The sequence below is a fragment of the Methylobacterium sp. PvP105 genome, assembly GCF_017876975.1.
Lineage (GTDB): Bacteria > Pseudomonadota > Alphaproteobacteria > Rhizobiales > Beijerinckiaceae > Methylobacterium > Methylobacterium radiotolerans.
The window spans coordinates 4,004,359-4,026,806 of sequence record NZ_JAGIPA010000001.1; the positions used below are offsets into that span (position 1 = coordinate 4,004,359).

General features: G+C 71.1%; 24 protein-coding genes. 12 read left to right on the forward strand and 12 right to left on the reverse strand.

The window, feature by feature from the left end; translation table 11 throughout:
• Positions 1 to 7 precede the first annotated feature (7 nt).
• The 3 genes from J3A75_RS19755 to J3A75_RS19765 form a co-directional block, all read right to left on the reverse strand.
• Complete coding sequence (locus tag J3A75_RS19755; protein ID WP_209650699.1) at positions 8 to 1,144, reverse strand: CaiB/BaiF CoA-transferase family protein; 1,137 nt, start codon at positions 1,142 to 1,144, stop codon at positions 8 to 10.
• 158 nt (positions 1,145 to 1,302) lie between these two features.
• Complete coding sequence (locus tag J3A75_RS19760; protein WP_070999749.1) at positions 1,303 to 4,467, reverse strand: efflux RND transporter permease subunit; 3,165 nt, start codon at positions 4,465 to 4,467, stop codon at positions 1,303 to 1,305.
• 49 nt (positions 4,468 to 4,516) lie between these two features.
• Positions 4,517 to 5,770, reverse strand: a complete 1,254-nt coding sequence (locus tag J3A75_RS19765; protein ID WP_070999751.1) for an efflux RND transporter periplasmic adaptor subunit — start codon at positions 5,768 to 5,770, stop codon at positions 4,517 to 4,519.
• A 254-nt stretch (positions 5,771 to 6,024) separates the two neighbouring features.
• Between J3A75_RS19765 and J3A75_RS19770 the strand changes: the two genes are divergently transcribed.
• The 3 genes from J3A75_RS19770 to J3A75_RS19780 all read left to right on the forward strand — a co-directional run bounded on the left by J3A75_RS19770 (position 6,025) and on the right by J3A75_RS19780 (position 6,882).
• Positions 6,025 to 6,252, forward strand: a complete 228-nt coding sequence (locus J3A75_RS19770) for a hypothetical protein (protein WP_029357482.1) — start codon at positions 6,025 to 6,027, stop codon at positions 6,250 to 6,252.
• A 65-nt stretch (positions 6,253 to 6,317) separates the two neighbouring features.
• Positions 6,318 to 6,470 (forward strand): hypothetical protein, encoded by a 153-nt coding sequence (locus J3A75_RS19775; RefSeq protein WP_159392758.1) that lies wholly within the window; start codon positions 6,318 to 6,320, stop codon positions 6,468 to 6,470.
• Positions 6,471 to 6,702: 232 nt separating this feature from the next.
• The gene (locus tag J3A75_RS19780; protein ID WP_012319811.1) at positions 6,703 to 6,882 is read left to right on the forward strand and encodes a hypothetical protein; all 180 of its coding nucleotides are present in this window, start codon (positions 6,703 to 6,705) and stop codon (positions 6,880 to 6,882) included.
• Here J3A75_RS19780 and J3A75_RS19785 read toward each other — a convergent pair whose 3' ends face one another.
• From J3A75_RS19785 to J3A75_RS37265, 3 genes are read right to left on the reverse strand one after another with little or no spacing between them, the layout of a single operon-like run.
• Complete coding sequence (locus J3A75_RS19785) at positions 6,883 to 7,098, reverse strand: hypothetical protein (RefSeq protein ID WP_012319812.1); 216 nt, start codon at positions 7,096 to 7,098, stop codon at positions 6,883 to 6,885.
• Entirely contained in the window at positions 7,091 to 7,705 is a 615-nt protein-coding gene (locus J3A75_RS19790) for a cysteine hydrolase family protein (RefSeq protein ID WP_024829671.1), read from the reverse strand. The genes J3A75_RS19785 and J3A75_RS19790 overlap by 8 nt, the downstream gene beginning before the upstream one ends.
• On the reverse strand, positions 7,702 to 8,955 hold the full coding sequence (locus J3A75_RS37265) for a GNAT family N-acetyltransferase (RefSeq protein WP_012319814.1): 1,254 nt from the start codon (positions 8,953 to 8,955) through the stop codon (positions 7,702 to 7,704). The genes J3A75_RS19790 and J3A75_RS37265 overlap by 4 nt, the downstream gene beginning before the upstream one ends.
• 97 nt (positions 8,956 to 9,052) lie before the next feature.
• On the opposite strand from J3A75_RS37265, the gene J3A75_RS19800 reads away from it, so the two are divergent.
• The 6 genes from J3A75_RS19800 to ureG all read left to right on the forward strand — a co-directional run bounded on the left by J3A75_RS19800 (position 9,053) and on the right by ureG (position 14,375).
• Complete coding sequence (locus J3A75_RS19800; protein WP_070999753.1) at positions 9,053 to 10,066, forward strand: LysR family transcriptional regulator; 1,014 nt, start codon at positions 9,053 to 9,055, stop codon at positions 10,064 to 10,066.
• Between the two features lie 148 nt (positions 10,067 to 10,214).
• Positions 10,215 to 10,835: an urease subunit gamma gene (locus J3A75_RS19805; protein WP_042673510.1), complete on the forward strand. Its 621-nt coding sequence runs from the start codon at positions 10,215 to 10,217 to the stop codon at positions 10,833 to 10,835.
• Between the two features lie 2 nt (positions 10,836 to 10,837).
• Positions 10,838 to 12,565 (forward strand): urease subunit alpha, encoded by a 1,728-nt coding sequence (ureC, locus tag J3A75_RS19810; protein ID WP_070999754.1) that lies wholly within the window; start codon positions 10,838 to 10,840, stop codon positions 12,563 to 12,565.
• A gap of 12 nt (positions 12,566 to 12,577) precedes the next feature.
• Complete coding sequence (locus J3A75_RS19815; RefSeq protein ID WP_070999755.1) at positions 12,578 to 13,072, forward strand: urease accessory protein UreE; 495 nt, start codon at positions 12,578 to 12,580, stop codon at positions 13,070 to 13,072.
• Positions 13,038 to 13,748 (forward strand): urease accessory protein UreF, encoded by a 711-nt coding sequence (locus tag J3A75_RS19820; RefSeq protein ID WP_234740626.1) that lies wholly within the window; start codon positions 13,038 to 13,040, stop codon positions 13,746 to 13,748. Before J3A75_RS19815 ends, J3A75_RS19820 begins: the two co-directional genes overlap by 35 nt.
• A 9-nt stretch (positions 13,749 to 13,757) precedes the next feature.
• Positions 13,758 to 14,375 (forward strand): urease accessory protein UreG, encoded by a 618-nt coding sequence (ureG, locus tag J3A75_RS19825; protein WP_070999757.1) that lies wholly within the window; start codon positions 13,758 to 13,760, stop codon positions 14,373 to 14,375.
• 50 nt (positions 14,376 to 14,425) lie between these two features.
• On the opposite strand, the gene J3A75_RS19830 is transcribed toward ureG, so the two are convergent.
• On the reverse strand, positions 14,426 to 14,656 hold the full coding sequence (locus J3A75_RS19830) for a hypothetical protein (protein ID WP_070999759.1): 231 nt from the start codon (positions 14,654 to 14,656) through the stop codon (positions 14,426 to 14,428).
• 197 nt (positions 14,657 to 14,853) lie between these two features.
• Between J3A75_RS19830 and J3A75_RS19835 the strand changes: the two genes are divergently transcribed.
• Entirely contained in the window at positions 14,854 to 15,057 is a 204-nt protein-coding gene (locus J3A75_RS19835) for a DUF3311 domain-containing protein (RefSeq protein WP_012319822.1), read from the forward strand.
• Positions 15,054 to 16,514 carry a sodium:solute symporter gene (locus J3A75_RS19840; protein ID WP_070999761.1) on the forward strand — a complete coding sequence of 487 codons (1,461 nt, stop codon included), beginning with the start codon at positions 15,054 to 15,056 and terminating at the stop codon, positions 16,512 to 16,514. Before J3A75_RS19835 ends, J3A75_RS19840 begins: the two co-directional genes overlap by 4 nt.
• A gap of 6 nt (positions 16,515 to 16,520) precedes the next feature.
• Here J3A75_RS19840 and J3A75_RS19845 read toward each other — a convergent pair whose 3' ends face one another.
• The 4 genes from J3A75_RS19845 to J3A75_RS19860 are packed head-to-tail and all read right to left on the reverse strand — an operon-like array spanning position 16,521 to position 20,011.
• Positions 16,521 to 17,294 carry an ABC transporter permease gene (locus J3A75_RS19845; protein ID WP_029357495.1) on the reverse strand — a complete coding sequence of 258 codons (774 nt, stop codon included), beginning with the start codon at positions 17,292 to 17,294 and terminating at the stop codon, positions 16,521 to 16,523.
• A complete protein-coding gene (locus tag J3A75_RS19850) occupies positions 17,291 to 18,262 on the reverse strand; it encodes an ABC transporter permease (RefSeq protein WP_059409182.1) in 972 nt (323 codons plus the stop codon). Before J3A75_RS19850 ends, J3A75_RS19845 begins: the two co-directional genes overlap by 4 nt.
• The gene (locus tag J3A75_RS19855) at positions 18,259 to 19,320 is read right to left on the reverse strand and encodes an ABC transporter ATP-binding protein (RefSeq protein WP_179240028.1); all 1,062 of its coding nucleotides are present in this window, start codon (positions 19,318 to 19,320) and stop codon (positions 18,259 to 18,261) included. The genes J3A75_RS19850 and J3A75_RS19855 overlap by 4 nt, the downstream gene beginning before the upstream one ends.
• Before the next feature lie 4 nt (positions 19,321 to 19,324).
• Positions 19,325 to 20,011, reverse strand: coding sequence for a Crp/Fnr family transcriptional regulator (locus J3A75_RS19860; RefSeq protein WP_012319827.1), 687 nt, complete (start codon positions 20,009 to 20,011; stop codon positions 19,325 to 19,327).
• 245 nt (positions 20,012 to 20,256) lie between these two features.
• Between J3A75_RS19860 and J3A75_RS19865 the strand changes: the two genes are divergently transcribed.
• Positions 20,257 to 21,159, forward strand: a complete 903-nt coding sequence (locus J3A75_RS19865) for a UDP-3-O-acyl N-acetylglycosamine deacetylase (protein ID WP_070999764.1) — start codon at positions 20,257 to 20,259, stop codon at positions 21,157 to 21,159.
• A gap of 27 nt (positions 21,160 to 21,186) precedes the next feature.
• Here J3A75_RS19865 and J3A75_RS19870 read toward each other — a convergent pair whose 3' ends face one another.
• Positions 21,187 to 22,251, reverse strand: coding sequence for an HD-GYP domain-containing protein (locus J3A75_RS19870; protein WP_053620940.1), 1,065 nt, complete (start codon positions 22,249 to 22,251; stop codon positions 21,187 to 21,189).
• Positions 22,252 to 22,448 lie beyond the last annotated feature (197 nt).

Consider the following 22,448-nt stretch of genomic DNA (forward strand, 5'->3'; position numbering starts at 1 on the left):
GCAGTCCTCAGTCGCGGCGACCGAATTCCTCCCGGATCCGCGCCCCGTGCTCGTCGATCGCCGGAACCGGGCCGAGGGCGCGGACCTCGCCGTCGATCAGCACCGGCGGCGCCACGATCCGGGCCGGCCCCGAAGGCGTCCGGACCTCCGCGTGGATCAGCGCCGGGTGCGCGGCGAGATCCGCCAGCGTGTTGACGAAGCCGTAGGCGGTGCCCGCCGCCTTCAGCCGGGCGGCGGCCGCGTCGCGGCTGAGCCGCACCAGCTCGGCGCCGACGCGCAGGTCGACCGCGGCGCGGTTGGCCACCCGGGCATTGTTGGACGCGAAGCCCTCGGCCCGGGCGAGGTCGGGCTCCCCGAGGACGCCGGCGCAGAAACTCGCCCACTCGCGCTCGTTCTGGATCGAGATCAGCACCAGGCTGCCGTCGGCCGTGGGGAAGGCGCCGTAGGGGCAGATCGAGGGATGCGCGAGGCCGACCCGCCGCGGGACCTGCCCCGTCCCCTCGAAGTAGAGCAGCGGCACGTTCATCCAGTCGGCGGCGCCGCTGAACAGGCTGACCTCCAGGGCGCAGCCCTGTCCGGTGATCCCGCGGGCGATCAGCGCCTCGAGAACGGCGGCGTGGGCGTCCATCCCGCAGGCGACGTCGCAGACGGAGACGCCGACGCGCCCGGGTCCGGCCGGATGTCCGGTGATCCCGGCGAGCCCGCTCTCGGCCTGGACCAGCAGGTCGTAGGCCTTCATGTCGCTGTAGGCGTTGCCGGTGCCGTAACCGGAGATGTCGACGGTGATCAGCCGCGGATAGCGCGCCCGCAGCTCCGCCGTGCCGAAGCCCGCCCGGGCGGCCGCGCCGGGGGCGAGATTCTGCACGAACACGTCGGCCTGCGCGAGGATCGCGTGCAGCAGGCGGGCATCGGCCGGATCCTTGATGTCGGCGACGAGGCTCTCCTTGCCGCGGTTGAGCCAGACGAAGTAGCTCGCCAGCCCGTTGACCGCCGAGTCGTAGCCGCGGGCGAAATCACCCTCCGGCCGCTCGATCTTGATGACCCGGGCCCCGGCATCGGCGAGCCGCGAGGTGCAGTAGGGCGCGGCGACCGCCTGCTCCAGGGCGAGCACGGTGAGCCCTCGCAGCGGCAGGTTCTGGCTCATCCGGATCCTTCGGCGTCGCGCGGTCTCATAGGGCCGGCAGCGAATGAACTGGAACGGCGAGCTCCCCCGCCAAGCGTGTTGCGGTGACAGGGCCGCCCGGCCGTCGGCTTCGCGGCGCCTGTCCCGCGACGCTCAGCGCCCGGAGGCGGCGGTCGGCCTCACTCCGCCGCGCGCAGCGCCGGCGGCCCACGAACCTCCTCCACCGGCTCGGGGTCCTCGAGCGCCGCGTCCACCGCCCGCGGCTTGTCGCGGAACGAGAAGCGGTGCGCCAGCCGGTCCAGGTAGATGTAGATCACCGGCGTGGTGAACAGCGTCAGCACCTGGCTGACCGCGAGGCCGCCGACCATGGCGAAGCCGAGCGGCTGCCGGATCTCCGAGCCGGTCCCGGTGGCGACCATCAGCGGGATGCCGCCGAGCAGGGCCGCCATCGTGGTCATCAGGATCGGCCGGAAGCGCAGCAGCGCCGCCTTCCGGATCGCGACCTCGGGCGAGAGACCCTCCTCGCGCTCGGCCACGATCGCGAAGTCGACTAGCATGATGCCGTTCTTCTTCACGATGCCGATCAGGAGGATGATGCCGATGAGCGCGATCAGGCTGAAATCGAACCCCGCCCACATCAGCACCGCCAGGGCGCCGACGCCGGCCGACGGCAGGGTCGAGAGGATCGTGAGCGGGTGGATGAAGCTCTCGTAGAGGATGCCGAGGATCAGGTAGACGACGAACAGGGCCGCCAGGATCAGCAGCGGCACCGTCGAGAGCGACTGCTGGAAGGCCTGGGCGGTGCCCTGGAAGCCGCTCACCACGGTCGGCGGCACCTGCAGCTCCCGCATCGCCCGGCCGATCGCCTCCGTGGCCTGCCCCAGGGCGACGTCGGGGGCGAGGTTGAAGCTGATCGTCACCGCCGGGAACTGGCCCTGGTGGTTCACCGCCAGGGGCGCCACCGGGTCCGTCGACCAGTGGGCGAAGGCCGCGAGCGGCACCTGCCCGCCGCCGATCGGCGCCTTGATGTAGATCTTGTCCAGGCTCTCGACGCTGCCCTGGAGCGCCGGCAGCACCTCCAGCACCACGTGGTAGCTGTTCAGCTGCGTGAAGTACTGCGCGATCTGGCGCTGGCCGAACGCGTCGTAGAGCGTGTCATCGATGAGCTGGGGCGTGATGCCGTAGCGCGAGGCGGCGTCGCGGTCGATCGACAGCGTCAGCGTCGTGCCCCGGGTCTGCTGGTCGGTGGCGACGTCGCGCAGCTCCGGCAGCGTCTTCATCTTGTCGAGGATGCGCGGCGCCCAGGTGTTCAGCTCGGCGAGGTCCGGGTCCTGGAGGGTGTACTCGAACTGCGTCCGCGAGGTGCGGCCGCCGGTGCGCACGTCCTGCGTCGCCTGGATGAAGGTCCGGATGCCCTCGACGCGCTCCAGCTTCGGGCGCAGACGGCCGATCACCTGGAAGGCGTTGACGTCGCGCTCCTCGCGCGGCTTGAGCGTGATGTACATGCGCCCGGAATTGAGCGCCTGGCCGTTGCCGCCGAGCGACATGCCGACCGTGGCCACCGCCGGATCGGCCTGGACGATCGCGCCGACCTTCTCCTGCAGCGCCTTCATCGCCGAGAAGGAGATGTCCTGGCCCGCCTCGGTGACGCCGATCATGAAACCGGTGTCCTGCTGCGGGAAGAAGCCCTTCGGGATCGCCACGAACAGGTAGCCGGTCAGCGCCAGGGTGGCGAAGAAGACCAGCAGCGTGACGCGGCGGAAGCGCAGGGCGACGTCGAGGGCGTCGGCGTAGACCGCGAGCAGCCAGTCGAAGGCGGCCTCGCTCATCCGGTAGAGGCGGCCGTGACGCTCGGCATCGTGGGCCTTCAGCAACCGCGAGGCCATCATCGGGGTCAGAGTCAGGGACACGAAGGCCGAGACCGCGATGGTCATCGACAGCACCACGGCGAACTCGCGGAACAGCCGGCCGATGATGCCCCCCATCAGCAGGAGCGGGATCAGCACGGCGATCAGCGACACCGAGATCGACACGATGGTGAAGCCGATCTCGCCCGCGCCCTTGAACGCGGCCTCCATGGGCCGCATCCCCTCCTCGACGTAGCGGCTGATGTTCTCCAGCACGACGATGGCGTCGTCGACCACGAAGCCCACCGAGATGGTCAGGGCCATCAGCGAGAGGTTGTCGAGGGTGTAGCCCGCCATCCACATCAGCGCGCAGGCGCCGAGCAGCGCGAGCGGCACAGTCACGCTCGGGATCACGGTCGCCCAGAAGCTGCGCAGGAAGACGAAGATCACCCCGACGACCAGCACGATGGTCAGCAGCAGGGTGAACTGCACGTCCTCGACCGAGGCGCGAATCGTCTGCGTGCGGTCGCTCAGGATGCCGACCTTGATGGCGGCCGGGAGGGTGGCGGTCAGGCGCGGCAGCTGGGCCTTGATGCTGTCCACCGTGTCGATCACGTTGGCGCCGGGCTGCTTGAACACGACCAGGAAGATGCCGCGCTTGCCGTTGGTCCAGCCGGCCTGCTTGGTGTCCTCGGGACCGGCGACGGCCCGGCCGATGTCGCGCACGCGCAGCGGCGCGCCGTCGCGATAGGCCACGATCACGTCGTTCCAGTTCTGCGCCGCGGTGAGCTGGTCGTTGGCGTAGATGGTGTAGCTGTGGCTGCCGCCGTCGATGCTGCCCTTCGGGTTGTTGACGGTGGTGAGGGTGAGCTGCGCGCGCACGTCCTCCAGCGACAGCCCCTTGGCGACGAGCTTGGCCGGGTCGATCTGGATCCGCACGGCGGGCTTCTGCTGGCCGCCGATGAAGACCTGGGCGACGCCCGAGATCTGGCTGATCCGCTGGGCGAGCTGGACGTCGACCGCGTCGTCGACGTCGATCAGCGGCATGCTGTCGGAGGTGGCCGAGAGCAGCAGGATCGGCGAATCGGCCGGGTTGACCTTGCGGTAGGTCGGCGGGGTCGGGAGGTTCTTCGGGAGCTGGCCGCTGGCGGCGTTGATCGCCGCCTGGATGTCGCTCGCCGCGCCGTCGATGTTGCGGTTGAGGTCGAACTGGACCGTGACCGTCGAGATCCCGAGGGAGCTCGTCGAGGTCATCTGCGACACGCCCGGGATCTGCGAGAACTGCCGCTCCAGGGGCTGCGCCACCGACGAGGCCATCGTCTCCGGGCTGGCCCCGGGCAGCTGCGCGGTCACCTGGATCGTCGGGAAATCCACCTGCGGCAGCGGCGCGACGCCCAGCAGCGGGTAGGCCACGATCCCGAGGAACAGGATGCCGACCATGATCAGCGTGGTCGCCACCGGGAACCGGATGAACGGCGCCGAGATGCCGCCCTTCATGGCCGCGCCCCGCGCTGGGACGCGCCCGCCGTGAGGCGTGCCGCGCGCGTCACTGGACCGCCTCCGCCTGCGCGGTGTGGGCCGCGTGCGGGTCGGCCACGAGGCTGCCGTCCTGCACCTTGTACTGGCCGGCGACGATCACCCGCTCGCCGGGCCGGAGGTCGCCGCTGAGAACGCGCGTCCGTCCCGAATCCGAGCGGCCCGCCTTCAGCGCGCGCTGGTGCGCCCGGCTGGCATCGTCCACCACGAAGGCGAACAGGCCGTCGGGCCCGTGCTGGATCGCGTTGTCCGGCACCGTCGTGGCGACCGCGACGGTGCCGATCCGCATCTTGGTCGAGACCGACAGGCCCGGCCACAGCGCGTGAGTCCTGTTCTCGAAGACGGCCTTGAGGCGGATCGTGCCGGTGGCGGTGTCGACTTGGTTGTTGAACAGGGCGAGCTTGCCGTCCGCGAGCTTGGTCAGCCCGTCCGAGGTCCACGCCTCCACCGGCACGTCGCCGGCCTTCAGGGCCGCGGTGATCGCGGGCAGCTGGTCCTCCGGGGCCGTGAACACCACGAAGATCGGCTCGACCTGCGTGATCGTCACGATCGGGGTCTGTCCGGCCGCGTTGACGATGTTGCCGATATCGACCTGCCGGAACCCCGTGACGCCGTCGATCGGCGCGCGGATCGTGGCGTAGCCGAGCTGCGTGGTGGCGTTGTCGATGGCGGCCTGGTCGGACGCCACCTGCGCGGTGAGCTGGGCGACCAGGGCTGTCTGCGTCTCGGTCTGCTGCCGGGAGGCGTAGGCGCCGAGCCCGGTGTAGCGGACGAGGTCCGCCTTCGCGTTGCCGAGATTGGCCGTGTCCTGCTCCTTCTTGGCCTTCGCCTGATCGAGCGCCGCCTGGTAGGGCCGCGGATCGATCTGCACCAGCACGTCGCCCTTGTGGACGGTCTGACCCTCGCGGAACGCCACCTGGTGGATCTCGCCGTCGACGCGCGTGCGCACCTGGACCGTGTTGTACGCCTGGACGGTGCCGAGGCCGTTCGACACGAGGGCGAACGGTCCCTGCTCCACCGTGCCGAGGGTGACGGGTACCGGCAGCGGGGCGGCCGTCCCGGTCTTCACCGCGGGCTGGTTCAGGCGCGTGTAGCCGTAGGCGCCGCCGCCTGCGACGGCGAGCAGCAGCAGGATCAGGCCGGCCGCGCCGGAGCGCTTCTTCGCCGGTCCGGTCCCGGCGCGATCCGCGTCGCCGAGGCCCCGGTCCGCGACCGTCCGGTCCGCGCGGGACCCGCCGCGGTCGTGCACGTCCTCACTCAGCATGCGCCGCTGTCCGCCCGATGATCCCGCGCTTCGCCTGCCGGGATAATTTTGCATTCAATAGCATACAATGCGCGCTCCAGACATCGCGGCACGTCCCGGATCGCCGCAATGTTCCGTGAGTGGAAACCGTGCTACCGCCGCGGACCGAGCGCCGCGTCGCTCCGCCGGACGCCCTGTCCGGATGATTCGCGCCCGGCGCTGAGGCGCGGAGTGCCCGCCGCGGTCGCGTCGGGGATGTAGGACCGGGACGCCGCATGACCCCGACACTGGAACTGGACGGCCTGAACGAGCTGCGCGACGCGCTGATCGAGGAGCGGCAGATCATCGTCGCGTCGGTGCGCAAGCTGCGCGACACGCGCCGGCAGAAGGGCACCTTCGTGCTGGGCGACGGCGCGGAGGCCGGGCCGCGGCTGGTCGCCGTACAGGGGCAGATCGAGGTGGTCGAATCCATCATCGCCGCGCTGACGCAATCCCGGGCCTGACGCGGCCGGTCTCGGCTCGCGGGAGAGCCGACCCGGCAGCCGGCGCAGGCCTCTGCCGATCGGGATTGGCACAGTTCGGTGTCCGAGATGTTTCTGAGGGTATCACCGGGCTTGCGCGGGATCGGGCTCTTTCCAAACAGTTCGAATCGGGAGAAGAGCGCCGCTCGACTGTTGAATTGTCAGATTTCGACTTCGCCCAAGGGCTGATCCTCGATTGAAATGCCGCCCTGCCGTGGGGTCTTGGGCATTCGACGCGCCGCTCCTGTGACGCGGACACGGTCGAGGATCCGTGCCGCGCCTCGCGCCGGCCCGAGGATCAGTTTGCCGGCAGTGAATCGTGCCGGGCGTGACGATCGCGCCGGCTTGTACAAGATCTGCCTATCTTTCGGGCTGGACGATCGCGCGGATGTCCTGTTAGCGCACCGCATCTCAAGGCGCGGGACTTTGAACATGGACGCCTTCGATCACGCCGAGATGGCGCACGACGCCGACGAAACCATCGATACGACACACGCGAGCGACCTCCTCGCCTTGTGGCGTGCCCTCGACGCCGACAGGGGCGCGCGCGACGAGCGGACCGCGCGCCTGCGGGCCATGCGCCTCATCGGCGGCGAGGACGCGGCCGACTGATCACGCGGTCTCCGGCTCTGCGCCCGGCAACCGGCTCGCCAGCACGAACCCGACCGCCATCGCCATGGCCTCGGCCTGCGCGATCAGCGTCGGCTCGCCGGCGTCCCGCGCCGCCTGCAGCAGCTCGATCACGTGGCGGCCGAGACGCAGGTCCACATCCTCGTCGCCGCCCCGGCCCCCGTCCGGAATCCCGTCGTTCTGGCTTCGGTCAGTCATTGGCGTGCGTGGGGCTCGACGCTGTGGGCAGGGGCTTGAACGGCGCGGAGGCCGCGATCCAGGACTGCGTGTCCGTGACGTCGCCGAACACCCGCATCACCGCGCTCACCGACCGGTGGATCTCGTCGGCGGAGATGCCGTCGAGGTCGTGGCTGGCGGAGGCATCGGACAGGAAGGTCACGTCCTGTCCGCGGTGGAAGCCGTCGATCGCGGTCGCGAGGCAGGACGACTCGCCGGCGAAGCCCGCGATGACCAGCGGCGGGGAGCCGCGCTCCATCGCGTCCGCGAAGGCGGGGCTGGCGTAGCAGGACGGGCGATCCCGGTCGAAGATCATGTCGCAGCCGTGGGGCTCGAAGCCCTCGATCCAGCGCACGAAGCGGCTGCCCGCCTGGAACAGCGGCGCGCCGACCCAGCGGACATAGACCACCTGCATGCCGCTCGCGCGGGCATGCGCGAGCGCGCGGCGGCAGTTCGAGAGGGCGGGCTCGATCCCCGCCAGGGCGAGCGGGCGCCCGGCGACCTCGTATTCCTGCTGCATGTCCACCAGCACCAGGACCGGGACGCTGCGCGGCCGGCGATACAGCGCCGGGTTGATCGGCCTGTTCATCGCGCCGCGACCGCGCGGTCGACGGAGGGGCGGGTCACGGCGCGGCTGCGCGAACGGTCGAGGGCGCCCGCCCGGTGCCAGCGGCCCTCCGGCCGGATGATGACGTAGGGGTCGGCGCCGAGCGCGATGGCCTGCGGGTGCGGCTCCGCCTCCATCAGCATCTCGACGTAGTCGAAATCCGAGAAGACCAGCTCCTGCGCGCCCTCGAAGACCCGGAAGCCGAAGCGGCTCCAGAAGCCGACGAGGCGTTTCTGGGCGTGGCCGTAGAGCCGGCGGTAGCCCTTCACCCGGGCGAGCTCGATCCCGGCGCGGACCAGCGCGAAGGACAGGCGCGTGTTGCGGAACTCGGCCCGGACCGCGAGGCGCTCGATCTTGGCGAAATCGGCGAAGAACCGGATGCGCAGGCAGCCCGCCGGCTCGTCGCCGACATAGCCGATCAGGTGCGTCGCCGAGAGGTCGTTGCCGTCGAACTCCTCCTCGTACGGGCAGGCCTGCTCCGCCATGTAGACGGCGGCGCGCAGGGCGATCACCCGGGACAGGTCCTCCATGTTCCGCGCGACCGCGACGCTGATGCCGGTCGCGCCCGGCCGGTGACTGTCGTACGGGGGCGCCGGCTCCGCCTTCGGACCGCGGGCGAAATGGTACAGGGTCCCGCCGGCGGAGGTCCGTGCCGCGAAGCCGAGGGCCGACAGGAGATCGGCCCCCTCGGGTGTGGCCGCGCGGGCGTAGAAGTCCACGCCCCGGTAGGTCGGGCTCGACAGACGATCGAAGACGAGGCCGACTCCGCCGGAGAGGCGCCGCCGCGCGTAGACGGCCCAGACGTAGATCCCGGCCGGACGTTCGTGCTGGCCGGCCAGCATCGCGGCGGGCGGATCGGACGCGTCGAGCGTCCCGGCCTTGAGCGCCGCCATGCCGTCGGCGTTCAGCATCAGGCAGGCCACGAACCCCTCGCCCCGCGGATCCGCGGCGTCGAACCGGTGGCGCTGGGCGATCGCCAGGACGCTGTCGGGATTGATCGACATCACCCGCTGAACGGTGCGCAGGGGCGCGAGATCGGGTAGATCCGCGCGCGCCGCCGCGATCAGCCGCGCCAGATCGTCCGGGGTCGGCGTGAAGATGACGAGGTGCCGGGCAATTCGGCCGACCTCGAGCGCATTCAGCGCGTGCCGCGGCTCGGGAGAGACTAGCGCTGTACCGAGTTGATCGGCGTCCTTGGCGACGAACTGCGCGCGAGCAATGTGTACCGTCATCGGATGACCTGTCATTCGGGTACGGATTGACGGTTAAGCACTTCGCATCTAGCGCTCTGGCTGTATGTGCAAAATTTGAAACAGGGGTGTTCCGTCGATGGAACAGGCGGAGGCGAGCCGGGATCCGATGCCCGACTGGCAGAGCATCCGGGTCTTCCTGGCGCTCCAGCGGTCCGGCAGCTTCCGCTCGGCGGCCACGAAGCTCGGCCTGTCGGTGAACTCGGTGCGGCGCCGGATCGACGATCTCGAGGCGCTGATCGGCGCGCCGTTGCTGACCCGCCACGTCGACGGCATCCGCCTCACCGCCGAGGGCCACGCGATCCTCGAGGCCGCCGGCCGCATGGAGGCGGCCGCCTTCAGCCTCGTGCGCACCGGCGAGGGCGCGCCCTTCGCCGAGACCGGCGAGGTGCGGATCGCCGTGACGGAGGGGCTGGGGGCCTTCTGGCTCGCGCCGCGCCTCGTCGAGTTCCAGCGCGCCAACCCGCGCCTGACCGTCGACCTGCGCTGCGCGATGGAATCCGCCGACGTCCTCAGGCTGGAGGCCGACGTCGCCATCCAGCTGACGCGGCCGACCAGCCCGGACCTGCGCATCGTCAAGATCGGCCGGATCCACATGGTGCCGTACGCCGCGCGGAGCTACGAGGAGACCTACGGGCTCCCGGCGCGCCCGGAGGATCTCGAGCGTCACCGGATCGTGGTGCAGGACGGCGGCCAGACCGTCGCCCTCGAGGACTACGTGCGGTCGGTCCCGGGCTTCCCCGCGAAGGTCCCGATCACGCTGAGGGTCAACGTCAGCAGCGCGTATTACTGGGCCATCGCCAAGGGGGCCGGAATCGGCCTGCTGCCGACCTATGCCAGCGCGATCGGCGCCCAGGTCGTCCCGGTGGACAATCTCGGCCGATTCAGCATCGACATCTGGCTGACCTATCACCCGGACGCCGAGCGGATCACCCGCGTGCGGCGGACGATCGACTGGCTGCGGGCCTCCTTCGATCCGAAGCGCTATCCCTGGTTCCGCGACGAGTTCATCCACCCCCGCGATCTGCCGGGTGCCGTGAAGGGCGAGGCCCTGTCGGACCTATTCGCCGGCTTCATCGCCATGGCGCCGTGACTGCGCCGTGACTGCGCCGTGATCCCGGCGCGCCTCCGCGCGCGGGCGCCGACCGTCGGTGGTCCGGGTCCTGCAACGGCCGAAGCCCGCCCTTGACCGCGCCGCGCGCATGATCCTTGCTCCGGCCGCCGCGACGACGAGGTTGCCCGTGCTGCTGACGCCCCGAGAGAAGGACAAGTTGCTCATCGCCATGGCGGCGCAGGTGGCGCGGAATCGCCTCGCCCGCGGCGTGAAGCTCAACCATCCGGAATCGGTGGCGCTGATCACCGACTTCGTGGTCGAGGGCGCGCGGGACGGCCGCACCGTGGCCGACCTGATGCAGGCCGGCGCCACCGTGCTGACCGCCGATCAGGTCATGGAGGGCGTGCCCGAGATGATCCACGACATCCAGGTCGAGGCGACCTTCCCGGACGGCACGAAGCTCGTCACCGTGCACCATCCGATCCGCGGCGCGGCCTCTTCCGACATTCCCGGCGCGGTGACGACGCTGCCGGGCGAGATCGTGTTCAACCCCGGCGCCGAGCGGACCGTGATCGAGGTCGCCAACGTCGGCGACCGGCCGATCCAGGTCGGATCGCACTATCACTTCTTCGAGGTCAATCCGGGCCTCGTATTCCCGCGCGAGCAGGCCCGCGGCAAGCGCCTCGACATCGCGCCCGGCACCGCCGTGCGGTTCGAGCCGGGATCGACGCGGGAGGTGGCGCTGGTGCCGCTCTCCGGCGGGCGCACCGTCTACGGGTTCCGCGGCGACGTGATGGGCAAGCTCTGACCATGGCCAACACGCCCAAGCCCGCCAGCCTGCCGCGTTCGGCCTACGCCGACATGTTCGGCCCGACGGTCGGCGACCGCGTCCGCCTCGCCGATACCGGCCTTGAGATCACGGTCGAGCGCGACTTCACCACCTACGGCGAGGAGGTGAAGTTCGGAGGCGGCAAGGTCATCCGCGACGGCATGGGCCAGAGCCAGGCCACGAACGCCGACGGCGCCGTCGACACGGTGATCACCAACGCGGTGGTCCTCGACCACTGGGGCATCGTGAAGTGCGATGTCGGCATCGTGCGCGGCCGGATCTTCCGGCTCGGCAAGGCCGGCAACCCGGACGTGCAGCCCGGGGTCGACATCGTGGTCGGGCCGGGCACCGAGGTCATCGCCGGCGAGGGCAAGATCCTGACGGCGGGCGGCTTCGACAGCCACATCCACTTCATCTGCCCGCAGCAGATCGAGGAGGCGCTCTGCTCGGGCATCACCACGATGCTCGGCGGCGGCACGGGGCCGGCGCACGGCACCTTCGCCACCACCTGCACGCCGGGCCCCTGGCACATCGCCCGGATGATCGAGGCGGCGGACGCGTTCCCGATGAACCTCGCCTTCGCCGGCAAGGGCAACGCGTCCCGGCCGGAGAGCCTCGTCGAGATGGTCCGGGCGGGCGCCTGCGCGCTGAAGCTGCACGAGGACTGGGGCACCACGCCCGCGGCGATCGACACCTGCCTGTCGGTGGCGGACGCCCACGACATCCAGGTCATGATCCACACCGACACGCTCAACGAGTCGGGCTTCGTCGAGGACACGATCGCGGCCTTCAAGGGCCGGACCATTCACGCCTTCCACACCGAGGGCGCGGGCGGCGGCCACGCGCCGGACATCATCAAGGTGGCCGGGCTGCCGAACGTGCTGCCGTCGTCCACGAACCCGACGCGGCCCTACACGTGGAACACGATCGACGAGCATCTCGACATGCTCATGGTATGCCACCACCTCGACCCGTCGATCCCCGAGGACCTCGCCTTCGCGGAGAGCCGGATCCGGCGCGAGACCATCGCGGCCGAGGACATCCTGCACGATATCGGCGCGCTCTCGATGATGTCCTCCGACAGCCAAGCCATGGGCCGCGTCGGCGAGGTCATCATCCGCACGTGGCAGACGGCCGACAAGATGAAGCGCCAGCGGGGCGCCCTGCCCGGAGACACGTCCGGCACCGACAACCTGCGGGCGCGCCGCTACGTCGCCAAGTACACGATCAACCCGGCGATCGCGCACGGCATCTCCCGGCACATCGGCTCGGTGGAGCCCGGCAAGCTCGCCGACCTCGTGCTGTGGACGCCGGCCTTCTTCGGCGTGAAGCCCGACCTCGTGCTGAAGGGCGGCAGCATCGCGGCCGCGCCCATGGGCGACCCGAACGCCTCGATCCCGACGCCGCAGCCGGTGCATTACCGGCCGATGTTCGGCGCCTACGGACGGGCGCCCTTCGCCACCGCCCTCACCTTCGTCTCCCGGGCGGCGGTGGAGGACGGCCTTCGGGAGCGGCTGGGCGTGCAGAAGGAACTGGTCGCGGTGGAGAACGTCCGCGGCGGCATCTCGAAGAAGAGCATGGTGCTGAATGACGCGACGCCGGTCATCGAGGTCGATCCGGAGACCTACGACGTGCGCGCCGACGGCGAGCTGCTGGTCTGCGAGCCGGCCGAGGTCCTGCCGATGGCGCAGCGCTACTTCCTGTTCTGAGCGCGGCCATCCATGATCCGCGCCACCCGCATTGTCCGCCGCGACGCCCTGTCGGGCGGCGAGATCGTTGACCGCGTCGTCCTCGATCACGGCGACCGCCACCGCCGCCGCGTCGCCATGCGCGGCGCCGGGGGGCTGGGATTCCTGCTGGATCTGCCGGAGCCGGCCGTGCTGGAGGACGGCGATGCCCTGGTCCTGCAGGACGGCCGCCTCGTCTGGGTCGAGGCCGCACCGGAGCGCCTGCTCGAGATCCGGGCCCCCAGCGATCACGCCCTCAAGCGCCTGATCTGGCACATCGGCAACCGGCACATCGCCGCCGAGATCGGGTCGGACGCGGTCTGGATCGCGCAAGACCACGTCCTCGCCGAGATGGTCCGGGGCCTCGGCGGCACCGCCGAGCCGGTGGAACGCCCGTTCCGGCCGGAGGGCGGCGCCTATTCCGGCGGGCACGGGCACGACCACGCGCACCCGCATGGCGGCCACCATCACGACCATGCCGCCGGCTGAGGCCCTGGAGGCGCTGCGCCTGATGGCGTGGCTGTCGCCCGGCTACCCGGTCGGCGCCTACGCCTACTCGCACGGGCTGGAATGGGCGGTCGAAGCGGGCGATGTCCGCGACGAGGCGAGCCTGACGGCGTGGCTCCGCGACGTCTGCGAGCGCGGCGCCCTGCGCAACGACCTGATCCTGGCAGCCCAGGCCCACGCGGCGGCGCGGACCTCGGACGGCGCCGCGCTGGTCGCCGTCAACGATCTCGCGCTCGCCCTGGCGCCGTCGCGCGAGCTGCACTTGGAGACGAGCCAGCAGGGCCGGAGCTTCCTCGACGCGACGCGGGGCGCGTGGCCCTGCGACGCCCTCGCCGCCCTGGCGGAGGAACTGCCGGGGCCGGTCGCCTATCCGGTCGCGGTCGGCCTCGCCGCGGGTGCGCACGGCATGGCGCCGGAGCCCGTGCTCGCCGCCTACGGCCTCGCCTTCCTCCAGAATCTCGTCTCCGCCGCTCTCCGGGCGGCGCCCGTGGGGCAGGCCGCCGGCACGCGGGTCGTCGCCGCCCTCGCCCCGCGCCTCGCCGGGCTCGCCGAGGCGGCCGCCGCGTCCGATCTCGACGCCCTCGGTGCCGCCACCTTCCGCCTGGACCTCGGCTCCTTCCGCCACGAGACCCAGTATTCCCGCATCTTCCGATCCTGAGCCCCCAGCATGACCTCCTCGAACGGCCCCCTCCGCGTCGGCATCGGCGGACCTGTCGGTTCCGGCAAGACCGCCCTGATGGAGCAGCTCTGCAAGCGCTTCCGCGACCGCTACGAGATCTGCGCCATCACCAACGACATCTACACGAAGGAGGACGCCCGGATCCTGACCGTCGCGGGCGCCCTGCCGGAGGAGCGCATCCTCGGCGTCGAGACCGGCGGGTGTCCGCACACCGCGATCCGCGAGGATGCCTCGATCAATCTCGCCGCCGTGGCCGAGATGAGCCGGCGCTTCCCGAAGCTCGACCTCGTGCTGATCGAGTCCGGCGGCGACAACCTCGCGGCGACGTTCTCGCCGGAACTCGCCGACATCACGCTCTACGTCATCGACGTGGCCGGGGGCGAGAAGATCCCCCGCAAGGGCGGTCCGGGCATCACCCGGTCCGATCTGCTGATCGTCAACAAGACCGACCTCGCGCCGCTCGTCGGTGCCGACCTCTCGGTGATGGAATCCGACACGCAGCGGATGCGCGGCACCCGGCCCTACGTCTTCGCGTCCCTGCGCGAGGGGACGGGCGCGGACGCGGTGGCGCGCTTCGTCGAGGAGGCGGGCGGCCTGGGCCGCTGAGCCGACGAGCCGGCCGGCACGACCGGCTCGTGGAGCTTCCTTCGGCCTTCCTAGCGTCCAGCCTCGGCCGAGCGTGCGCGAACCGACGACGTGCTCGGGACGCCCATGAGCGCGTCGAGGCGGCTCATCCGCGCGTTGAAATCGTTCATGACGTTCTGGCGCGACTTGATCGCGGCGCTCGGCTGCGCCTTGGCGGTCGCGTGTCGCGCGCGGGCTTCCGCCTGGGCTGCCGGAACGGCGAGGAGCGCGGCCAGCGCCGCGATGGTCAGAGAACGGGTCATCGTGAAGTCCCTCGGCGTCCGCCGTGTCGGACGGCGCGACGCCTCACGAGGATATGCGCGCCGGGAGCGCGGCCGCGTGCGCGCGCGCACAGCACGCAGACGTGATCGGGATGAGCGCCGTCGGGCGTTCGCAGCGTTGACAGCGGTTCGTGACTGATTCACCCCGCGATATCGGGGCCTTCTGAACGGTATCAGGCATGCGAAATCTGCGGTGGCTGGCCGCCCTGCCCTTCCTCGGCATCCTGGTCGGCCCGTTCTTCCTGAACCGGGTCGAGCCCTTCGTGTTCGGCTTGCCGCTGCTCCTCGCCTGGCTGGTGTTCTGCGTGATCGGAACCTCGGCCGTGATGGGGCTGATCTACCTGACCGACCCTCAGAACCGCGCGCCGGAGGATCCCCGATGAGCGTCGCGCTCGTCATCGTGGCCGCCGGCTTCGCGCTGGCGATCGCCCTCGGCCTCTACGCGCGGCTGGGCCGCGAGATGGGGCTGGAGCAGTGGACCGTCGGCGGCCGCGGCTTCGGCACCGCCCTGGTCTTCCTGCTGATGGCCGGGGAGATCTACACGACCTTCACGTTCCTCGGCGGCTCGGGCATCGCCTACGGGAAGGGCGGCCCCGCCTACTACATCCTCTGCTACCTGACGCTCGCCTACGTCACCTCGTACTGGCTGCTGCCCCCGGTCTGGCGCTACGCCAAGCAGCACAACCTCTACACGCAGCCCGACTTCTTCGCGCGCAAGTACGGCAGCCGCGCGCTCGGCATGCTGGTGGCGCTCGTGGGGATCGTCGCCCTCGTCCCCTACCTCGTGCTGCAGTTCAAGGGCCTCGGGATCATCGTCTCGACGGCGTCCTACGGCGCGATCTCGTCGACCACCGCGGTCTGGATCGGCGCGGCCGCGCTGACCGCCTACGTGGTCGTGTCGGGCGTGCACGGCTCCGCCTGGACGGCGGTGATCAAGGACACCAGCATCCTGTTCGTGGTGGTGTTCCTCGGGATCTACCTTCCGGTGCACTACTACGGCGGCTACGAGGGCCTGTTCACGGCGATCGAGGCCGCCAAGCCCGGCTTCCTGGCCCTGCCCGACCGCGGCCAGAGCCCGACGTGGTTCACCACCACGGTCCTGCTCACCGCGCTCGGCGGCTACATGTGGCCGCACACCTTCGCGTCGCTCTACACGGCGCGCGAGCCGGGCGCGTTCCGGCGCAACGCGGTGATCCTGCCGATCTATCAGCTGATCAACCTGTTCGTGTTCGTGATCGGCTTCACCGCCGTGATGCAGGTGCCGGGCCTCACGGGTCCCGACGTCGACCTGTCGCTGTTCAAGCTCTCCCTCGCCACCTTCCCGCCGTGGGTCATCGGGCTGATCGGCGCCACGGGCGTGCTCACCGCCCTCGTGCCGGGCTCGATGATCCTGATCGCCGGCGTCACGCTGGTGGCGAACAACCTCGTCCGGCCGCTGCGTCCCGGCATGGACGACGCCGCCACCGCGCGGCTGTGCAAGATCCTCGTGCCGGTGCTGGCGCTGGTCTGCGTCGGCTTCACCCTGTCGGGCGGCGACACGATCGTGCAGCTCCTGCTCATGGGCTACAACTTCGTGACGCAGCTCTTCCCGTGCTTCATCACCAGCCTGATGCGCCGCAACCCCCTCGACCGCCGCGCCGCGATCGCCGGGATCGTCGCGGGCGTGGCGACGGTGGCGGCGACCGTCCTCTCCGGGTTCAGCCTGGCGAAGCTGCCGGTCCTGGGGCCGCTCCAAGACGTCAATGTCGGCATCGTGGCGCTGGTGGTGAACGTCATCGTGACGTTCGTCGTGGCGCAGGCGGTGCGCGCGGGCGCGACGGCGGCGCAGGCCGCGGAGTGACGCCGCTCAGCCCTGTCGCCGGCGACCGGTGAGCCAGGAGGCCAGCAGCACCGCGACGCTCACCAGACCGACGAGCAGGGTCGAGGCCGCGTTGATCTCCGGATTCACGCCGAGCCGGACCTGGCTGTAGAGCCGCATCGGCAGGGTGGTCGAGCCCGGGCCGGAGACGAAGCTCGCGATCACCAGGTCGTCGAGCGACAGGGTGAAGGCGAGGAGCGCGCCGGCCGCCAGGGCGGGCGCCAGCAGCGGCAGCGTCACGGTCATGAGCACGCGCCCCGGCGCCGCGCCGAGATCGGCCGCGGCCTCCTCGAGGGACCGGTCGAGGCCGCGCAGGCGCGCGCCGACCACCACCGCCACGAACCCGGTGCAGAAGGTCGTGTGGGCGATGACAATCGTCGCGAGGCCGCGGTCCAGCCCGATCCCGATGAACATCAGCAGGAGCGACAGGCCGATCATCACCTCCGGCATCACGATCGGCCCGAAGACGAGACCGGTGAACAGGGCGCGCCCGCGGAAGCGGCCCTGCCGCTCCAGGGCGAGGGCGGCCAGCGTGCCGAGGATCGTGGCGAGCAGGCTCGCGAGGACCGCGACCTTCAGGGAGACCCAGGCGGCGGACAGGAGCGGCGCGTCGGCGAGCAGGGCGCCGTACCAGCGGGTCGAGAACCCGCCCCAGACCGTCACCATCGGCGAGGCGTTGAACGAGTACACGATCAGCACCGCGATCGGCCCGTAGAGGAAACCCAGGCCGGCCGCCAGGGCGGTGCGGGTCACCCAGGTCACGGCGCCTCGCCCTCGCCCGCGCGCAGGCTGTCCCGGAACAGCACCACCGGTCCGATGACGATGGCGAGGATCAGCACGGCGACCGCCGATGCCAGCGGCCAGTCGCGGTTCGAGAAGAACTCGGTCCAGAGCACCCGACCGAGCATCAGCGTCTCAGACCCGCCGAGCAGGTCGGGGATCACGAACTCGCCGACCATCGGGATGAAGCAGAGCCCCGCGCCGGCCGCGATCCCCGGCAGGCTGAGCGGCACGGTCACGGTCCAGAACACCCGGCTCGGCGAAGAGCCGAGATCCGCCGCGGCCTCGCGCAGGGTCGGATCGAGGCGGTTCATCACCGCGTAGAGCGGCAGCACCATGAAGGGCAGGTAGGCGTAGACGAGGCCGACGATCACCGCCGCGTCGGTGTTGAGGATGGTCAGCGGCGCGTCGATCAGGCCGAGGCGGCGCAGCGCGAGATTGAGCAGCCCCTCGGGCTTGAGGATCGCGATCCAGGCGTAGACCCGGATCAGGAAGCTCGTCCAGAACGGCACGATCACCAGCGCCACGAGGAGCGGCTGCCAGCGGGACGGCGCCCGCGCCAGGGCGTAGGCCAGAGGCGTCCCCAGCCCGACGAGGATCAGGCTGGCCACGCCCGCGTAGGTCAGGGAGCCGAGGGCGGCGTCGCGGTAGAGGGGATCGGCGGCGAGCGTCAGGTAATTGTCGAAGTTCAGGGCTTCGAGGAAGGCCGACCAGCCGTCGAGCCCGCCGCGCCAGTCGAGGAGCGGCAGGTAGGGCGGGATCGCGGTGGCGGGTTCCGACAGGCTGATCTTGAGCGTGATGGCGAAGGGCAGCAGGAAGAACGCCGCCAGCCACAGGAAGGGCGGGAGGCGGACCAGCCGGTCGAACAGCCGGCCGCGGGTCCGGCCGCGCGCGGACCCGACCCCCGGTTGCCCCGCCGCGGGGTCCTCGTCCGGCACACCGGTCCTCATGCCGGAAGGATCACCGCGACGTCGGCCGCGAAACCGGCGCGCGCGTCCGAGCCCGGCGCCGCGCCGGCCTCCGCGGGCCGCCCGCTCGCCCGCAGGGTGGCGCCGTCCGGCAGGCGCAGCGTTCGGCGAACCCGGTCGCCCAGGAACACGGCGTCGGTGACGACCACCGGCAGCCCCTCCGCGCCCAATGCCACGTCCTCGGGCCGCACCGCCACCACGACGGCGGCGCCCTCCGCGAGCGCGGCCTCCGCGAAGCCCCGGACCGGGCCGTGCGCGGTCTCGACCGTGCGGATCGCGTCGGGGCCCGCCGCCGGCCCGAGCCGGCCGGGGATGAGGTTCACGTCGCCGAGCAGGCCGGCCACGAAGCGGCTCGCCGGGCGGCGGTAGAGGTCGGCCGGCGGCCCGACCTGGATCAGGCGGCCCGCCTCCATGACGCCGATCCGGTCGGCGAGCATCATCGCCTCCTCGGGATCGTGCGTGACGACGACGAACGCGGTGCCGAGGCGGCGCTGCACGGCGCGCAGCTCACCCTGCGTCTCCTCGCGCAGGCCGCGGTCGAGCGCGCCGAGCGGCTCGTCGAGCAGCAGCAGCTTCGGCTCCCGGGCGAGCGCCCGGGCCAGGGCGACCCGCTGCCGCTGGCCGCCCGAGAGGGTCTCCGGGCGACGCTCGCCGAACCCGTCCAGGCGCACGAGCTTGAGCAGCTCCGACACCCGCTCGGCCAGGGCCGCGCGGCCCAGGCCCTTCAGGCCGTAGCCGATATTGCCGGCCACGCTCATGTGCGGGAACAGGGCGTAGGACTGGAACATCATGTTCACCGGCCGCCGATGGGGCGGCAGCGCGGTGAGATCCTGCTCGCCCAGCAGGATCCGCCCCGAGGTCGGGCTCTCGAAGCCCGCGATCATGCGCAGGAGGGTGCTCTTGCCGCAGCCCGACGGGCCGAGCAGGCAGAAGAACTCCCCCGCCTCGAGGTCGAGGGACACGGCGTCCACCGCGCGATGGGTGCCGAAGCGCTTGGTCAGCTCCTCGAGCCGCAGGCGCGGCGCCGGCCTGTCGGACAACGGATCAGGAATCCTCGCGCAGCGCCTCGGCCACGCGCGCTTCGAGGAGGTCCGGCCGGCGCAGGACCAGGGCGCCGCGCGTGCGGTCGACCAAACCCTCCGCCGCCATCGCGGTGAATTCCCGGGTCACCTGCTCGCGGCGGCAACCGATCCGCGCGGCGAGGACGTGGTGGTAGGGCGGCGGCGAGACGACTCGCTCGCCCGCCGTGCCGGTTCGGGGCACGGACAGGCGCAGCAGCTCGGCGTAGAGCCGGTGCTTGAGGTCGAGCAGGGCGTGCTCCATGAGCCGCGTGTTCAGCTCGCGCACGCGCTTGGCCAGGAGCCGGAACAGCCGGTCGGCGATCGCCTCGGAGGCGAACACGATCTGCCGGAAGACCGGGGCCGGGACCACGCAGACCTCGCCGCGCGTCAGCGCCGTGACGTTGGCCGAGCGGCCGATCCCGTCGATGGCGGCGAGCTCGCCGAAGAAGGCCCCGCCGCGCATCTCACCCAGGATGACCTCCTTGCCGGACTGGGTCCGGTTCAGGATGCGGACCTCGCCGGAAGCGATGAAGTACACGTCGGTGGAGATGTCGTCGAAGTCGACGAGGACCTCGTTCTCGTCGAAGCGGCGCCAGTGGCAGCGGGGCTCGTAGGGGCTGAGCTCGATGCCGGGATCCTTGAAGAAAGGTATTGTCCCCAACCGCGCCATCGATCGTGTTCCCTCAACTCCGGCCTCCGTCCCTGCCCTGACGGGGGCCGGCCAGCAGATCTGGGGACGGGAGCAGCCCGCACAGTGAAGCCGCGCCCCGCCGGGGCGGTGCTGGATCGATCGGGCAGCGCCAATCGTGACGGTCGCGGGCGGGGCGGTCAAGCCGCGCGCCGATGAACAGGAGTTTATTAGCGTGGATCAGGTATGAGGGCTAAATTCCTGGCCCGCCGAGGCGGGCAGTCCCGATGCATCAAGACGTTCCCTTCCCGCGCTCGACATCCTCCGCCGGTCCCCGCCAGCAGGCGACGCTCGCGTTCCCCTTCGAGCGGTCGGGCCGCAGCCTCCATTCTGGGCGTCACGCCACGGTCCGCGTCAGCCCCGCACCGGCCGGCCACGGCATCGTCTTTCGCCGCCACCTGAAGGACGGTCGGGCCGTCGACGTTCCCGCCCACTGGCACTACCGCGAATCGCAGCCGCTCTCCACGGCGCTGCGGCGCGACGGCGTCCTGGTGCGCACGATCGAGCATCTCATGGCCTCGCTCAGCGCGCTGCGGATCGACAACGTGCTGGCCGAGATCGACGCGGACGAGTTGCCGATCTTCGACGGGAGCGCGACGCCCTGGTGCGAGGCGATCCGGGCCGCCGGTCGGCGCGAGCAGGGCCTGCCCTGCCGGGTGATGCGGCTGCTGCGCACGGTGGCGGTCGAGAACGGGCGGCGCCGCCTCCAGATCGAGCCGGGCCGGGGCCTGCATATCACCGGCCACGTCGCGCTGGCGCATTTCGGATCGATCGACTGGTCGGGTGCGATCACATCGGACACGTTCGAGCGCGAGATCGCGCCGGCGCGCAGCTTCGGCCGCTACATGCGCGCCATGGCGGGCCGCGCCTACGGCTACATGACGCGCAACGACTTCCTGCAGGGCGTCTCGCCCCGCTCGGCGGCGCTCCTCGTACGGGGGCACGTGCTCGGCGGCATGCGGGTCCCCGGCGAGCCGGTCCGCCATCGCGTCCTCGACCTCGTCGGCGACCTGGCGCTGGCCGGCCACCCGATCGAGGGCCGGATCTGCGCCTTCCACACGGGCCACGAGCTCAACCACGCCCTCGTCGCCGCCCTGATGCGGGACGGCGGGGCCTGGGAACTCGTCTGAGCGACGGTCCGCCGGTTGGCCGCGGTCTCAGGCCGAGGCGCGGCGGGGCGTCTCGCAGGCGACCGCGACGGCGCCGAAGGCGCGGACCAGATCCGCGTCCAGCTTCGCCTTCATGGACCCGAGGATGGCGTAGGCGTCGCCCGGGGCTTTCGGCGCCTTGTAGGGGCGCGCCTCGATCAGCGCCGCGAAGATGTCGCAGATGGTGATCAGCCGGACGAGGTCCGGGATCTGCGCCCCGCGCAATCCGTCCGGATAGCCCGACCCGTCGAGATACTCGTGGTGCGAGCGGACCACCGACAGGGTCAGCGCGTCGTAATCGCCCGTGAGCAGCATCTCGTGTCCCAGCGCCGGGTGACGATCCATCTCGACGCGCTCCGCCGGCGTCAGCGGCGCGGGCTTGTTCAGGATCGCGAGCGGGATCTTGGCCTTGCCGATGTCGTGCAGCAGCGCGCCTTTGACGAGGTATCGGGAATCGGCCTCGTTGAGCCCCAGGACGCGGGCGAACTCGGCGGCGATGCCGGCGACGCTCAGGCAGTGGCGATGCGTGACGTCGTCGAAACTCGCGACGACCTTGAGCCAGTCGCGCACCTTGGCCTCGCGGATCGCTTGGTTCACCAAGTCGGCACCGTTCTCGACCATCGCGGCCGGCGGGACCTGATCGGCGCGGAACAGGCTGACGAAGGCCGAGCGGGCGTCGTTGACGTTCTGCCGCCAGTTGCCGGTCCGCGGCGGGCTCGGCGCGGCGTTGGTCAGCGCCGCGACCGCGTTCAGCAGCATGGCGCTCGCCGCGGAGGCCGGCATCGCGCGGGTCGCGCCGAGGGCGGTGGCCTGGATCTCGCCGCGACCGAGATTGCCGTGGATCAGGGCGAGGAACGGGATGTCGGGCCCGCGCGCGGTGGACAGCGCTTGGCGCAGCCGCCGTACGGATTCGGAGGTCAGCGCGCTGACGTCGCTGATGATCAGCGACGCGCCCCGCGGCGGGACGGCGTCGCCGTAGAGGTCGTGCAGCACCACGGACGTGCCGCCGCCGAGATTGCGCGCGAGCCGCTCGCCGCGCTCGACGTCGTCGGTCAGGATCAGGGTCTGGCCCAAGATCTCCCCCCTGCGGCGCGCCCCCCGCCCGGGCGCTTCACCCACCGGTGTGCGGACGCTATAGGACCGGACACCATAATATCGCCGGCTATATGCACAGCACTCAGGGGAGATTTGACGGCATTCCGTTAAAATTCCGACTGCCGAAGCTGGTGTTCGCTACTTCTCATGGCCGTCGTGCAGGAGGGGCTGGATCA

What these genes read in the sequence shown, in the direction of transcription:
- J3A75_RS19755 (WP_209650699.1), bottom strand. Translation starts at nt 1,144, where the DNA reads ATGAGCCAGAACCTGCCGCTGCGAGGGCTCACCGTGCTCGCCCTGGAG.
- J3A75_RS19760 (WP_070999749.1), bottom strand. Translation starts at nt 4,467, where the DNA reads ATGAAGGGCGGCATCTCGGCGCCGTTCATCCGGTTCCCGGTGGCGACC.
- J3A75_RS19765 (WP_070999751.1), bottom strand. Translation starts at nt 5,770, where the DNA reads ATGCTGAGTGAGGACGTGCACGACCGCGGCGGGTCCCGCGCGGACCGG.
- J3A75_RS19770 (WP_029357482.1), top strand. Translation starts at nt 6,025, where the DNA reads ATGACCCCGACACTGGAACTGGACGGCCTGAACGAGCTGCGCGACGCG.
- J3A75_RS19780 (WP_012319811.1), top strand. Translation starts at nt 6,703, where the DNA reads ATGGACGCCTTCGATCACGCCGAGATGGCGCACGACGCCGACGAAACC.
- J3A75_RS19785 (WP_012319812.1), bottom strand. Translation starts at nt 7,098, where the DNA reads ATGACTGACCGAAGCCAGAACGACGGGATTCCGGACGGGGGCCGGGGC.
- J3A75_RS19790 (WP_024829671.1), bottom strand. Translation starts at nt 7,705, where the DNA reads ATGAACAGGCCGATCAACCCGGCGCTGTATCGCCGGCCGCGCAGCGTC.
- J3A75_RS37265 (WP_012319814.1), bottom strand. Translation starts at nt 8,955, where the DNA reads ATGACGGTACACATTGCTCGCGCGCAGTTCGTCGCCAAGGACGCCGAT.
- J3A75_RS19800 (WP_070999753.1), top strand. Translation starts at nt 9,053, where the DNA reads ATGGAACAGGCGGAGGCGAGCCGGGATCCGATGCCCGACTGGCAGAGC.
- ureC (WP_070999754.1), top strand. Translation starts at nt 10,838, where the DNA reads ATGGCCAACACGCCCAAGCCCGCCAGCCTGCCGCGTTCGGCCTACGCC.
- J3A75_RS19815 (WP_070999755.1), top strand. Translation starts at nt 12,578, where the DNA reads ATGATCCGCGCCACCCGCATTGTCCGCCGCGACGCCCTGTCGGGCGGC.
- J3A75_RS19820 (WP_234740626.1), top strand. Translation starts at nt 13,038, where the DNA reads ATGGCGGCCACCATCACGACCATGCCGCCGGCTGAGGCCCTGGAGGCG.
- ureG (WP_070999757.1), top strand. Translation starts at nt 13,758, where the DNA reads ATGACCTCCTCGAACGGCCCCCTCCGCGTCGGCATCGGCGGACCTGTC.
- J3A75_RS19830 (WP_070999759.1), bottom strand. Translation starts at nt 14,656, where the DNA reads ATGACCCGTTCTCTGACCATCGCGGCGCTGGCCGCGCTCCTCGCCGTT.
- J3A75_RS19835 (WP_012319822.1), top strand. Translation starts at nt 14,854, where the DNA reads ATGCGAAATCTGCGGTGGCTGGCCGCCCTGCCCTTCCTCGGCATCCTG.
- J3A75_RS19840 (WP_070999761.1), top strand. Translation starts at nt 15,054, where the DNA reads ATGAGCGTCGCGCTCGTCATCGTGGCCGCCGGCTTCGCGCTGGCGATC.
- J3A75_RS19850 (WP_059409182.1), bottom strand. Translation starts at nt 18,262, where the DNA reads ATGAGGACCGGTGTGCCGGACGAGGACCCCGCGGCGGGGCAACCGGGG.
- J3A75_RS19860 (WP_012319827.1), bottom strand. Translation starts at nt 20,011, where the DNA reads ATGGCGCGGTTGGGGACAATACCTTTCTTCAAGGATCCCGGCATCGAG.
- J3A75_RS19865 (WP_070999764.1), top strand. Translation starts at nt 20,257, where the DNA reads ATGCATCAAGACGTTCCCTTCCCGCGCTCGACATCCTCCGCCGGTCCC.